15 protein-coding genes are annotated in these 12,647 nt (G+C 64.0%); 8 read left to right on the top strand and 7 right to left on the bottom strand.

Features of this window, described 5'->3' with window-relative positions; translation table 11 throughout:
• Positions 1–34: 34 nt before the first annotated feature.
• Both ACSBM8_RS00475 and ACSBM8_RS00470 read left to right on the top strand, forming a co-directional pair.
• Entirely contained in the window at positions 35–382 is a 348-nt protein-coding gene (locus ACSBM8_RS00475; RefSeq protein ID WP_442679716.1) for a GntR family transcriptional regulator, read from the top strand.
• Between the two features lie 37 nt (positions 383–419).
• Positions 420–1,355, top strand: a complete 936-nt coding sequence (locus ACSBM8_RS00470) for an L-threonylcarbamoyladenylate synthase (RefSeq protein ID WP_442679715.1) — start codon at positions 420–422, stop codon at positions 1,353–1,355.
• A 129-nt stretch (positions 1,356–1,484) separates the two neighbouring features.
• Here ACSBM8_RS00470 and ACSBM8_RS00465 read toward each other — a convergent pair whose 3' ends face one another.
• Both ACSBM8_RS00465 and ACSBM8_RS00460 read right to left on the bottom strand, forming a co-directional pair.
• Positions 1,485–1,985 carry a hypothetical protein gene (locus ACSBM8_RS00465; protein WP_442679714.1) on the bottom strand — a complete coding sequence of 167 codons (501 nt, stop codon included), beginning with the start codon at positions 1,983–1,985 and terminating at the stop codon, positions 1,485–1,487.
• A gap of 355 nt (positions 1,986–2,340) precedes the next feature.
• Entirely contained in the window at positions 2,341–2,901 is a 561-nt protein-coding gene (locus ACSBM8_RS00460; protein ID WP_442679713.1) for a hypothetical protein, read from the bottom strand.
• A gap of 184 nt (positions 2,902–3,085) precedes the next feature.
• Between ACSBM8_RS00460 and ACSBM8_RS00455 the strand changes: the two genes are divergently transcribed.
• Positions 3,086–5,365: an FdhF/YdeP family oxidoreductase gene (locus ACSBM8_RS00455; protein ID WP_442679712.1), complete on the top strand. Its 2,280-nt coding sequence runs from the start codon at positions 3,086–3,088 to the stop codon at positions 5,363–5,365.
• Between the two features lie 201 nt (positions 5,366–5,566).
• Here the strand turns inward: ACSBM8_RS00455 and ACSBM8_RS00450 are convergent, their stop codons facing one another.
• A complete protein-coding gene (locus ACSBM8_RS00450) occupies positions 5,567–6,127 on the bottom strand; it encodes a carboxymuconolactone decarboxylase family protein (RefSeq protein WP_442679711.1) in 561 nt (186 codons plus the stop codon).
• A gap of 124 nt (positions 6,128–6,251) precedes the next feature.
• On the opposite strand from ACSBM8_RS00450, the gene ACSBM8_RS00445 reads away from it, so the two are divergent.
• Together ACSBM8_RS00445 and ACSBM8_RS00440 are read left to right on the top strand one after the other, a co-directional pair.
• A complete protein-coding gene (locus ACSBM8_RS00445; protein ID WP_442679710.1) occupies positions 6,252–7,145 on the top strand; it encodes a sigma-70 family RNA polymerase sigma factor in 894 nt (297 codons plus the stop codon).
• Positions 7,146–7,362: 217 nt separating this feature from the next.
• Positions 7,363–8,316 carry a 2-keto-3-deoxygluconate permease gene (locus ACSBM8_RS00440; RefSeq protein ID WP_442679709.1) on the top strand — a complete coding sequence of 318 codons (954 nt, stop codon included), beginning with the start codon at positions 7,363–7,365 and terminating at the stop codon, positions 8,314–8,316.
• 59 nt (positions 8,317–8,375) lie between these two features.
• On the opposite strand, the gene ACSBM8_RS00435 is transcribed toward ACSBM8_RS00440, so the two are convergent.
• Both ACSBM8_RS00435 and ACSBM8_RS00430 read right to left on the bottom strand, forming a co-directional pair.
• Entirely contained in the window at positions 8,376–8,747 is a 372-nt protein-coding gene (locus ACSBM8_RS00435) for a DUF1330 domain-containing protein (protein ID WP_442679708.1), read from the bottom strand.
• A gap of 45 nt (positions 8,748–8,792) precedes the next feature.
• Positions 8,793–9,512 (bottom strand): helix-turn-helix transcriptional regulator, encoded by a 720-nt coding sequence (locus ACSBM8_RS00430; protein ID WP_442679707.1) that lies wholly within the window; start codon positions 9,510–9,512, stop codon positions 8,793–8,795.
• A gap of 201 nt (positions 9,513–9,713) precedes the next feature.
• On the opposite strand from ACSBM8_RS00430, the gene ACSBM8_RS00425 reads away from it, so the two are divergent.
• The gene (locus ACSBM8_RS00425; RefSeq protein ID WP_442679706.1) at positions 9,714–10,127 is read left to right on the top strand and encodes a hypothetical protein; all 414 of its coding nucleotides are present in this window, start codon (positions 9,714–9,716) and stop codon (positions 10,125–10,127) included.
• A 47-nt stretch (positions 10,128–10,174) separates the two neighbouring features.
• Here the strand turns inward: ACSBM8_RS00425 and ACSBM8_RS00420 are convergent, their stop codons facing one another.
• Positions 10,175–10,408: a DUF465 domain-containing protein gene (locus ACSBM8_RS00420; RefSeq protein ID WP_442679705.1), complete on the bottom strand. Its 234-nt coding sequence runs from the start codon at positions 10,406–10,408 to the stop codon at positions 10,175–10,177.
• A gap of 208 nt (positions 10,409–10,616) precedes the next feature.
• Positions 10,617–11,144 (bottom strand): hypothetical protein, encoded by a 528-nt coding sequence (locus ACSBM8_RS00415; RefSeq protein ID WP_442679704.1) that lies wholly within the window; start codon positions 11,142–11,144, stop codon positions 10,617–10,619.
• A gap of 186 nt (positions 11,145–11,330) precedes the next feature.
• Between ACSBM8_RS00415 and ACSBM8_RS00410 the strand changes: the two genes are divergently transcribed.
• Entirely contained in the window at positions 11,331–11,762 is a 432-nt protein-coding gene (locus ACSBM8_RS00410) for a hypothetical protein (protein WP_442679703.1), read from the top strand.
• Between the two features lie 101 nt (positions 11,763–11,863).
• Positions 11,864–12,634 carry a hypothetical protein gene (locus ACSBM8_RS00405; protein WP_442679702.1) on the top strand — a complete coding sequence of 257 codons (771 nt, stop codon included), beginning with the start codon at positions 11,864–11,866 and terminating at the stop codon, positions 12,632–12,634.
• Positions 12,635–12,647: the final 13 nt, after the last annotated feature.

Raw genomic sequence — 12,647 nt, 5'->3', positions numbered from 1 at the left:
CCCGCGCCGCACTGTGTTACCACAGCATAACGCAATGGCCGCTTCGGATCGCCCTGTTTATCTTCGCCTCCGTGACGAGATCGTCGCGATGATCCTCGATGGCCGGATTCAGGAGGGCGACGCGCTTCCTTCCGTCCGCGCCTTCGCCGCCGATCAGGGCGCCAATCCGCTCACCGTCGCCAAGGCCTATCAATCCTTCCAGGAAGACGGGCTCGTCACTGTCCGGCGCGGCGTCGGCATGTTCGTCGATCATGGCGCGACCCAGCGGTTGCGCGTGGCGGCACGCTCGCAATTCCTGGACGAGGAATGGCCGGAGATCGTCTCGCGCATCCGGCGGCTGGATATCGACCCGGCGGACTTGATCGACCGCGTCACCGCCTGAGTTGGGCAAACGCCCCGGCTTTGCTAGGCGGCGTGACGTGACGACCGCCCGCATCCTTCCCTTCGACGATACCGCCATTGCCGAAGCCGCGCGCTTGATCGCGGACGGTCGCCCGGTCGCGGTGCCGACCGAGACCGTCTACGGCCTTGCCGCCGATGCCACGCGCGGCGATGCGGTGGCCGCCATCTACGCCGCCAAGGGCCGGCCGTCGTTCAACCCGCTGATCGTCCATGTGCTCGATTTGGCCGCAGCCGAACGCCTCGCCGATCTGCCCGTGGGCGCCCGCCGTCTCGCCGCCGCCTTCTGGCCCGGGCCGCTCACCATCGTCGCGCCACTCCGGCCCGGCAACCCGATTGCGTCGCTGGCGACGGCGGGCCTTTCGACCATCGCCGTGCGCGTGCCGGCACATCCGGCGATGCGGGCCTTGCTCGCCGCCACCGGCACGTCGCTCGCCGCGCCGTCGGCCAATGCCAGCGGCACGATCAGCCCCACCCGCGCAGCGCATGTCCTGGCCTCGCTCGGCCACGCCATCCCCTTGATCCTCGACGCCGGTGCGCCCTCGGTCGGCCTGGAATCCACTATCGTCGCGGTCGAGGACGACGGGGTGCGCGTCCTGCGTCCCGGCCCGATCAGCGCCGAGCAGGCAGCGGAAGTAGCCGGCCTGCCGATCAACATGGCCGCGACGACCGCGATCGAGGCGCCCGGCCAGCTCACCCAACATTATGCTCCGTCCAAGCCGATCCGGCTGAATGCGCAGGCCGCGCGCGAGGGCGAGTGGCTGATCGGCTTCGGTGCGGTGGCGGGCCAGGTGTCTTTGTCACCCCTGGGCGATCTGGCCGAGGCGGCCGCCCAGCTGTTCGACCTGCTCCATCAGGCCGATGCCAGCGCTGCCCCCGCCATCGCGGTTGCCCCCATCCCCAACGTCGGATTGGGGGTCGCCATCAACGACCGGCTGGCACGAGCCGCCGCGTAGAAAACATAGTGCATTCCTCAGCTGCTTGTGCACGGGAGCCCGGTTAAGCCTCGAAGTACGGGCAGCCGGCTACCTTCCAATCCTAAACACACTCGAAGATCGGCCGGCACGCTTGGTACGGGCTTTTGCCTACGGACGCTTCGGCAGCATGCCGGCACGCATTCCGTTATTCCTGACGTCCAGGAACATCACGTCGGTAATGCCGGCCCGCGTGACTCTTTCCGCCAGCGCCTCCGTGGCAAGGGTCCAGTTCGTGCCGGGGACCTGAAACAACGGCGCCGGCGCAAGGAAGTCTTCACGCCAAGCAATGCGAGGCGTCGGGGCGTGCGGCCCTGACGTCTCCCGCTTCCAGACGAAGGTTGGGCCTGCCGGTGTTTCGACATCGATGAACGTGCCCGGCCCCGTGCGCTCCCGATCAAGCGGATTTGCGAAGGCGCGTATCTCAAGGACCTTATAGGTCATTGCCTGCACGCCCTCGGGGCAATTGGAGCAATCGACGTCGATATAATGTACATTCTCCGGCGGCAGGCTCATCGCATCGCGAAGTCTTGCCGATGTCATCGTCAAGCCAAGGGCAAAATAGTCATAACAAAATGACTTAGGCTCAACCCGCAGCACGGGCACGGGCATGGCCGACCAATCTCTTGCCACTACCGGGAGAACCACGCCGTCAACGGAGGGCGCGAAGGGTGCGGCGGGCGGCCCGAAAAGAAGTCGTACACGCCGCCAAGATTTACCATTTCGGCCCTGGGTGACCGAGCGGACTGCATCGCGTCCACCTTTTGCTGGACATCGAGGGAGCGGACCATCCACCAAAGCTTCGGTTCAGCCGAACTCACGGCAGCAATCCTGATTGCCTTTCGCTATACTCAGGATCGTCCGCGCCCGGCCGCCCTTCGCGCGGCTCAACGTTCAATAGCCGGGCTGGGTTCAGGAGGCCTTATACGCATGAATGCGGCCTGGCGGCACTCGAGCAACGTCGGCCCTACCCATGACGACGAATCGTCTTAATGTCCGGGTGCTGAGCGTCCATGAACATATAGGCTCGGCCCAGCAGTGCCTGTTTTCCGAAATCATCAAACATGTTGGGCCCAAGCGGCGTCATGAGAACCTCAGACTGCGCCAGGCCTTCCAGATGCATTGTCTCGATTTCTGACCAATGAGACTTGGCCACTGCGTCCAAAACGACATTTACGGCCGGGTGGTTATAGCGGACAAGGATGTTTCCATCGTCCATCGGCGCCGGGTTCATGTCGGGATGGAAGGCGAGTATATCGGCAAGCGTCTTTAACGCGAAGGCGGTTGCCTCTGCGTCGGAGAGGTCGTCGTCCAAGATGACGCAAGTACCATGTGCGAAGATGACAAAGTCGCGTTTGCCATTCGTATAGTAGCATATACACCCAGCGACCTGGTCGAGCGGCTGCGCGAACGACGGGCGCCATTTCGGAACGGGTGGGAAGTGCTTGGCTGGCGCATCCGCCTCCGCTTCGCCAAAACCTAGGGCGCCGGCAAGGTCAGCGATGAAAGACCGTCTCACCATAATCACGACCCCTTCCGATCACCTGAATGCCACGACTAACGAAGAAAGCGTGTTTCGGGGGCCGCCCGGACCGATGCACGCTCGCTTCATCATCGCACTTTGCCGCGCGACCCTGTTTGGCGGGAAGGGCTGGACCCCAAGCGGCGTTCGGGCGTAGCTGACAACAAGATCAGAGCTGGGAGCCGGCGCCATGGCGAAGAAGCAGGATATTGCGCATTATGACGGGCCGGCGGGGGGCTTCGGGTCGCTGACCGGCATCGCCAAAATCTATGGCAAGGAATGGAACAGCCCGGCGATCGCGGCGGAACTCTACCGCCAGAACAAGCCCGACGGCTTCGCCTGCGTATCCTGCGCCTGGGGCAAGCCTGCCAAGCCGCATCCGTTCGAATTTTGCGAGAATGGTGCCAAGGCGACCTTGTGGGAATTGACGCCGCGCCGCTGCACGCCCGAATTCTTTGCCCAGCATACGCTCGCGGAATTGCGGACGTGGAAAGATTACGATCTGGAGCAGCAGGGTCGCCTGACGCATCCGCTGCGCTACGATCCGGAAACCGATCGCTACGTGCCATGCGCGTGGGAGGAAGCGTTCGCCGCGATCGGCGCGGAGCTAAACGCGATCGAGCCCAAACAGGCGGTCTTCTACGCGTCCGGCCGAGCCAGCCTGGAGACGTCCTATCTCTACGCCTTGTTCGCGCGCCTCTATGGCCACAACAACCTGCCCGACAGTTCCAACATGTGCCACGAGACGACCTCGGTCGCGCTCAAGAAGCTGATCGGTGCGCCGGTCGGCACCTGCACCTTCGACGATTTCGACCATTGCGATGCGATGTTCTTTTTCGGCCAGAATACCGGTTCGAACAGCCCGCGCTTCCTCCATCCGCTGCAGGAGGCGGTGAAGCGCGGCTGCAAGATCATCACGTTCAACCCGATCAAGGAACCGGGTCTGGTCAAGTTCGTGAACCCGCAGGATCCGGTGCAGATGGTGACGCAGAATGCGACGCCCATCTCCTGCCAATATCATCAGGTGAAGGCGGGGGGCGACATCGCCGCGCTGGTCGGCCTCGCCAAGCATGTGCTGGCAGCCGAAGACGCCAAATGGGTGGCCGAGAAGGTCCACGTCATCGACGTGGATTTCATCGCCCAGCATACCGACGGCTTCGAGGCATTCGCCGATCGCGTGCGCGCGACATCGTGGGAGGAGATCGAGGCCGAATCCGGCCTGACCCGCGCCGCGCTGGAGGAAGCCGGCCAGGTCTATGTCGAGGCGGAGAAGACCATCGCCATCTATGGCATGGGCCTGACCCAGCATGTTCACGGCTTCGACAATATTGCGATGTTCGTGAATCTGATGCTGATGAAGGGCAATATCGGTAAACAGGGCGCCGGCATCTCGCCCGTGCGCGGCCATTCCAACGTGCAGGGCCAGCGTACCGTCGGCATCACCGAAAAGCCGGATCTGGTACCGAATGACCGGCTGAAGGAATTGTTCGGCTTCGATCCGCCGATGGAGCATGGGATGACCACGGTGGACGTCTGCCAAGGCGTCATCGACGGCACCGTGAAGGCGTTCATCGGCCTGGGCGGCAATTTCATCCGCGCCATTCCCGACCAGGACAAGATGGAAGCCGCCTGGCCCAAGCTGCGCCTGACGGTACAGATCGCGACCAAGCTGAACCGCAATCATCTGGTGAATGGCGAGGTGGCTTACCTGCTACCCTGCCTCGGCCGGACGGAGCGCGACGTGCAGGCCGGTGGCGATCAGGTCGTGACGATCGAGGATTCGCTGTCCTGCATCCACGCCTCGCGCGGCAAGCATAAGCCCGCGAGCGAGCATCTGCGCTCCGAACTCGCCATCGTCTCTGGCATCGCCGCGGCGACGCTGCCGCCCAATCCCCATGTCCATTGGCAGGATTGGACGGGCGATTATGCCAAGGTCCGCACGCTGATCGAGCAGACCTATCCGGAGATGTTCCACGATTTCGAGAAGCGGATGTGGCAGCCCGGTGGCTTCTACAAGGGCAATGCCGCGCGCGAACGCGTGTGGAAGACGGAGAGCGGCAAGGCCGAATTCACCACGCCGACGCGGCTTTCGGCCACGGGCGTGAAGGATGCGCCGGGCCGCTATCGTCTGATGACACTGCGCTCCAACGATCAGTTCAACACCACCATCTATGGCTATGACGATCGCTTCCGCGGCATCAGCGGCACGCGCCATGTCGTGCTGATCAATCCCAAGGATATGGAACGAGACGGCCTGAAACCGGGCCAGATCGTCAAGCTGGTCGGCGATGCCGACGATGGCGAGGTGCGCGAGGTCGACGGCATGCGGATCACGCCGTTCGACCTGCCCGAAGGCTGTCTCGGCGGCTATTATCCGGAAATGAACCCGCTGGTGCCGCTCTGGTACCATGACCAGGAATCGAAGACCCCCGCCGGCAAGGCGGTGCCGGTCCGGATCGTCACGCCTTAGCTCCGGATCACATCGGCCGGATATCCAGCAAGCACCACCCCGTCGTTGATCGTGGGGCGGTGCTTCCTGTTGGCGCTACGATGAGCCGCGCTGGCGGACCTGCGTGCCGAACGGATGCTCCAGTCCAGGAGCAATGACGCAGTTGATGGGCATCGCATTTTCCTTGGAACGGGACGGTTCAGGGCAAGCGGATGGCGCAGTTTACGCCTGCGCCTTGACCGGCATCCGGAACGGGGCGCCAAGCCGATTGAAGGCGTTCATCGCGGCGATCGCGATCGTGAGATCGACGAGATCCTTGGGCGCGAAAACGGCCGCGGCGGCGTCGTAGGCGGCGTCCGACGCATGTGTCTCACCGATGCGCGTGACCTCTTCGGCCCATGCCAAGGCGGCACGTTCCTGCTCACGGAAAAGATGCGACACCTCGTCCCACACCGGCACTAACGCGACCTTGTCCACGGACATGGTCTTGAGCAGATCGCGAGTATGCAGATCGATGCAATGCGCACAGCCGTTGATCTGGGACACGCGCAGAAAGACCAGGTGGAGGAGCTCCGCCGGTAGCGCGGTGGCCGAGGTGAGATAATGATGCACGCCGAACAGCGCCTTCGCGCCTTCGGGCGCGACCTCGTGCCAGGTCAATCGCTTGCCGTTGGTCATTTTGTCTCCTTGTCCGGCGCCGAAGGTGGCGCCAAACATCGTGACGAGGTGCCGTTGTGGTCCGTGACATGCTGCGAGAAAAAATTTTCGGCCGGGATCATGCACGGCGATGCGGCACGCTCATGAAGGTGGTGCGTCGAAGGATGATAAGGAGAGGCACCGCCGCAATCCGGCAGACTGCCAGCCTCCATTTCCCCCCGTGGGCCGCTCGCGCCACGCGGAGCCGTTAATGGCCGAGGCTGGTCAGTGGCTTGCGGATTTCGAGAGCCAACGCGGGCGGCTGACGCGCTTGGCATACCGCATGCTGGGGTCCGTTAGCGAAGCCGAGGATATCCTGCAGGATGCCTGGCTACGGTGGGCGCGTGCACGAGGACGCATCGCCACCCCGGCGGCCTACCTTACCCGCATCGTCACCCGATTATGTCTCGATCACCTGAAGTCCGCGCGGGTCCGCCGGGAAACCTATGTCGGCCCGTGGCTGCCCGAGCCCCTGATAGCGTCCGTCACGCCGGGCGAAATCGTCGCCGACGACATCACCTTCACCCTTATGCTCGCGATGGAGCGGCTGTCGCCACTGGAGCGTGCCGCCTTCCTTCTGCACGATGTTTTCGATGTGGAATTTGCCGAGATAGCGGCAATCCTGGGGCGGCAGCCGGACGCTGTACGGCAACTCGCCGCCCGGGCCCGCCAGCATATCAATGCCGCACAGCCCCGCTTCGCGGTCGAGGCGGCCGCTGCGGACAGAATTGCCCGCGCCTTCTTCGAAGCCGCACATGCGGGCGACACATCCGCTTTGTCCGCCTTGCTGGCCGAGGATGTAGAAATCCATACGGATGGGGGCGGCAAGGTTCTGGCTTTCCGCAACATCGTGCGTGGCCTGGAACGGGCGCTGCGGCTCTTCGCATCGGCGCATCGCAAGGCTGCCACGGCGCCGGCCCTGGTGCGGACGGTCATCATCGATGGCCTGCCCGGCTATATCAGCATCGATCAGGGCGCTGCCCTGCAGGCCACCGCCCTGGACATGAAGGAGGGTCGGATCGCGGCGATCTACATCATCCGGAATCCCGACAAGCTGACCCACATTTCAGCGGCGCGCTGCGAAGGCGAGGCCAGGTACGTCTGAAGCGCAGACCCATTCGTCGAGCCGGTTCCGTCACGCGACAAGGGAATGATCCGGGCCGATGCCGTCGCCGCGGACATGCCGTATGACGGCCTTGCTTGGGTTGCCGCGCCATCCAAAAGGTCGATCCGCCCCAGACGCGACGCACCCGAACCGCGCAAGGCGGTAGCAGCGATCTCGGCATATTAGTGGTCTTTACTCCTATGGCGGCGGCATCTTGATGAAGGATAAGATCGACAGCATCCCGGGCGGCATCATGATCGTGCCGCTGTTCGTGGGCGCCTTGTGCCGAACCTTTGCGCCAAACGCGCCGGCCTACTTTAGCGGGTTCACGCAAGGTCTGATGACAGGGATCATCCCGATCCTTGCGGTCTGGCTATTCTGCATCGGCGCATCAGTCCATGTCAGCACCACCCGGACGGTGCTGCGCAAGTCCGGTACCCTGGTGCTGACCAAGCTTTTGACCGCCTGGGTGCTCGTTTCGATCGCCGCCCACGTCATTCCGCCCGATGGTATCAAGACCGGTATCTTCGCCGGCTTGTCGATTCTCGCCATCGCCTGCGCGGTCGATATGACCAATGGCGGACTTTACGCGTCGCTGATGCAGAGCTTCGGAAGCAGCGAGGAAGCGGGCGCCTTTGTCTTGCTATCGATCGAGTCCGGGCCGCTGATGAGCATGATCCTGTTGGGCGCGGCCGGCGTGGCCCACTTCAAGCTGCAGATTTTCATCGGCGCCATCCTGCCCTTCGTGGCCGGCTTTGCTCTGGGGAACCTCGATCCCAAGCTGCGCGCCCTCTTCCTGCCAGGGTGCAAGATGCTGATCCCGTTTTTTGCCTTCGCCTTGGGCAACACCATCGATCTGCACACGTTGCTGTCGCCGTTGGCGGCACTCGGTATCGCGCTCGCTCTTTTCGTCATCGTCGCAACCGGCATCCCGCTCATCCTCGCCGACATCGTCATCGGCAAAGGTAACGGGACCGCGGGCATTGCCGCGGCGTCCACGGCCGGCGCTGCGGTCGCCAATCCTTTGGCGATCGCCGCCATTGCCCCGCAATTCCTGTCGACCGCGAAACAGGCAACGGCATTGGTCGCGATCTGCGTGATCGTGACGTCGATTGTCGTGCCTATCCTCACCGGACTTTGGCACCAACAGTTCGGCAAGCCGCGACTATAGCGCGCGGCCGCCATTGCCCGCGACGGCAAAGTCGTGGGCAATAGCGGCCGATCCTGTCCTCAACCCATCTGCTCGTTCGGCCTCACCGGCTGAAGAACGATGTCGGCAACCGCCGATTCCCCCACCTTGAACGCGATCTGATATTCGGGATCGTCCACCATCGCCTTGAAAGCGGATCGTTGCGGGTAGCGCACCAGCACGACCGCATCCCAATGGGTCGCGTCGCCGGCGGTCAGGACGGACAGACCGTCGCCCCCGAACAGGATCTCCGCACCGAAGCGCGCCAGGATCGGCCGCGCCATGCGCAGATATTCGAAATATCGCTCCCGGCCGCCGTCGGGATTGAACCGGATTTGATTCACCATCACGATGGGGGAGCTATCCTCTTCGGCGAAGAAGGCTTCGAACACGGTAGGGGAAAACGCAACCATTTCTCTGTCCTTTAACGTGGCACCTTCAGTGTGTGCGCGATCGTTTTAAGCAGAGCCCTTGTCAGAAACTGTCAGCAGCGCGCGCCAGTCGCGGTCCTGCTGGCGCCATTGCGTGACCAGCGTCTGGCGGCGTCCAGGATAGCGCTCCTCCAATATCGTCGCGACGCGCAGCCGATCGACACGGAAATGGCGAAAGGCGGATCTGTGTTCGCACCACGCCGCCAGCACACGCACATCGTCGAAATAGACGATGGCGATCGGCCAGATGACACGATCCGATAACGCGCCGCGCCCATCCTCATAGCGGATCGCGACTTTGCGTTGCCGCCGCATGGCCTCGCGCAACAAGGCGACCTGGGGCGGATCGACACGCTTCGACAAAGATGCCGCCGTGATGAGCGCGGGTGGCTCCTGGGCCGCCGCCAGGCCGTTGCTGCGCGCCGACACTATCTTGGCCAAGGCGCTTTCGCTGCACCGCGCGAGGGCGGGATCGGCCCGTTGCTGCACCCAGCCCAGGCCGAGGATCAAGGCGTCCAGCTCGTCCGGCGAAAACGCGAATTCCGGAAGGAAGAAGCCCGCTCGCAAATGAAAGCCGATTCCCGCCTGCCCCTCGATCGGCGCGCCAAGGGATCGCAACGTTTCGATGTCCCGATAGATACTTCGCGGGGATACACCCAGTTCATCGGCCAGGTCCGCGGCCGTGACGGGCCTTCGACGCGCGCGCAGCACGTTGAGCAGTTCGAAGATCCGGCTCGTTTTCGACATAGGACGGCTATTCTTCCCTTATTCCGCGTCTTCCCCCTCCGCTGCGCCGGCAAAAAGCGCCGACGTCCGCACACCCTCCTTTGCAAGGATCGGCTCGCGACCTAGCGTCCGTACCGTCGCGGCCGTCACGAAAATGGGTGTCGCGCGTTATTAACGCAATCCGCAGGCGCGCTCGGGGCCGGCGGGGCAGAGGAGTATCGTATGAACTATAGGCGCGCCGGCGTGGCGGCACTGGTGGCGATCCTGCCCGCGGCCCCGGGGCTCTGCGCCACCGTCGCCCGCCCGGCGGCGGGCGCGGGCTGGGTCCATGTCGCGACGACGCATGCGCAGCATATGAACGATCATGATACGCTGATCGTCGCCGGCCCCAACACCCGCTTTGCCGCGCTGCAGGTGCGCGTGGCCGATGCCCCGCTGCATATGAAGCGGATGATGGTCACCTACGACAATCGCGACGCGGAAAATGTGATGATCGACGTGAATATTCCCAAGAACGGCGTGCGCGCGATCCGGCTGCCCCGCAGCACGCGCGCGGTGCGCAAGATCGATTTCTGGTACGATACCAAGGGCTGGTTGCGCGGCACCGCCGACGTCAGCCTGTATGGCCGGCGCTAGCGCCCATCCGACCAGCCCGGATAAGCGGGCTGGTCGTCGGCGCTCTGTTACAGCGCGGTGATCGGTCGCTGCGTTCGGAAGCGCGCTACCACCTGTCGTGCCGCCGCGCGGAAATCGCCGGCCTGCGGCATGTGCCGGAAAAGCTGATCCTTCACCGCCAGACGGCGTTTCTTCAGATCCGCCAGCCGCAGGCTGTCGGGTATGCGCCGCTGCAGCTCACGCCGGATCTCGTGATTGAGCATCCGGTGCGTGGTGATCAGGCGTTCGATAAGCGAGTTCATACATATCCTCCTTCGAAGTGACTTCGATCGAGGCTCGGATGAAGGGGGAGACATCAGGGTCGTCCAACCTGCACCGAGCAAGCTCGATGCGGTCCGACATCACGGGGCTTGGGAAAGCCACCGCCAGAGGGGCCCGGTCCGCAGCACGGTTATACCGGCCAAAGCTGGCCCTCAGATGAATATGGAACCTGGCGCGGCTCCTCGGGCGCTACGGAGCGGTCGTTGCCTTCGGGTGCATTGCGAAAATAGACGCTTCCTTGGCAGTGCTGTGCGCGATGATGAGGTAAAACCGCCCCCCAGCCTTGGCCGCTTCGAACTCGGCGGGCAGCATGCCGTCGGCCGAACGCCAGACGTTGCCGGTCCGGATGGCGAGAAAACTTGCCGTCGATCCGATAACGTGCCGAGGCTTGAATCCCAGTGCGTTTTGCGCAACCGTGACGATGCCGGGCATAGGGGAAGATGACATCAGCCCGCAGCTCTGCTGCGTATCTCCGGCGCTGTGGCTGGCCGCCAGGATCAACTGCAGCCCATCGCGTCTCGCATGCACCAACCGCTGCGTGTCGGTATTGACGTCCCCGGCAGCGGGCGCGCGCGCCGTCCAACCCTCGCGCTTGGCTTCGGCCAGAATCGCCTGGGGCGCCTGATCGGGATTGCCACATATCGACTGGAAATCCGCGACGATCGGAGGAAGCGGCGTTGCCCCAGCTATCGTTGCCGCCAGCGTGAACCAAAGCATATCAGCCTCCATGTCATCGATGGACGACGTCGGACGGGCTTTGGTACTGCTAAATGGCAGACACCGGCAATGCCATCATCCCCGCTGAGACGCGCGAAGCAGGCCGGCCCAGGTCTCTGTCGGAGTGTTGCAACGCATGGGTGCGGCGCTATCGACGCGCATCTCGCCACAGACGGATGTGAGATAATGACCGATCCCTTCCTGTCCCGCATGGCGGAGCTCGATCTGGTGGTGGAACAATGTCGCGGAAAAGGCGCGTTCGCCGTGGGCATCGTGCGCGATACGTCCAACCGCTCCAACCGCGATTGGCCATGGTGGGGTATTGAGATCGAACGCACCGACCATGACGGATCGGAGAGGCAGCGGCGAACCGTCGAAATTCGCCTTTCTGCACCTATGGGCGCCCGCTCGTCCCGGTTCGAGGCGCGCTGGACCGCCCGCATCTGGCAAGGCATTGGTACGGACAGTTTCCGGGAAAGTGGCTCCCGGCCACTGCCTTGGGACACCCCGCTGGCGCACGAACTCGATGCCGAAATGACAGCCCTTTTCGCGCAAGCCGACGCGGCAATCGCCCAAGCGGTCGAGAACCGGCGCACCTCCGCCGCCGGAGCCCCCTAGACCACGCGAAAAAGCGTCTCCTGGGCTAATGCGCATTCTGCGTCTTCAATTTGTCGCGAGGATGTTGCAGCGGGCCGCGCTGCCGCCTAGGCCCATCGCCGATGCGTCTGGCGTCCTTCCTGCCTTCGTTGGAACTCGATCGGCCTGCCGCGCGTCGGCGCGCCACGTCGATTCTGCTGACAATTCTGGCGCACCTGCTGTTGCTGCTCCTGCTGATCCGGCTGGCGCCACCGCAATTCGGCTCGTCCAAATCGGGTAGCCGCCTCACCACCTTCTCCGTTGCCCCGGAAGCGCAGGAAGAATCGGCGCCCGCGAAGAGCGCGGCGAAGCAGCCCGCCCGCACCCAGCCGACCGTGCCGCCGCCCACCGCCCCGCCGCCGCCGCCGATCAAGCTGCCGACCACCGCCGCGCCATGGGTGCTGACGCCGGGGCTGGAGAAGTTCGACGTCCGGCAGCTGCCGAGCGCGCCGCCGAGCCAGCAATTGAGCGACGCGAGCGCGACCGACAGCGGCGGCAATAGCGGCAGCGGCGATTCGCGTTCGGACAAACCCGTTGGCGTCGGCAGTGCCGGGCAGCCGCTCTACGATGCGGCCTGGTATCGCGAGCCGACCGATGCGGAGCTTGCTTTCTACCTGAAGAATACGCGGCCCGGATCGGGCTATGGCATGGTCGCCTGCCAGACGATCGCGCGCTTCCACGTCGACAATTGCGAGGAGCTGGGGGAAACGCCCGGATCAGGCTATGCCCGCGCGGTGCGCGAGGCCGCCTGGCAATTTCTGGTGCTGCCGCCGCGCGTCGGCGGACGCGTCATGGTCGGCAGCTGGGTCCGCATCCGCATCGATTATACCCAGCGCAAGGCGTCGGATCGCTAATCACGCGATCATC

The organism is Sphingomonas sp. ASY06-1R (assembly GCF_052180265.1).
In the GTDB taxonomy this organism is placed as follows: Bacteria; Pseudomonadota; Alphaproteobacteria; order Sphingomonadales; family Sphingomonadaceae; genus Sphingomonas_I.
Note: the sequence above shows the minus strand (reverse complement) of the source record. Positions and strands in the feature narration are given on the sequence as shown.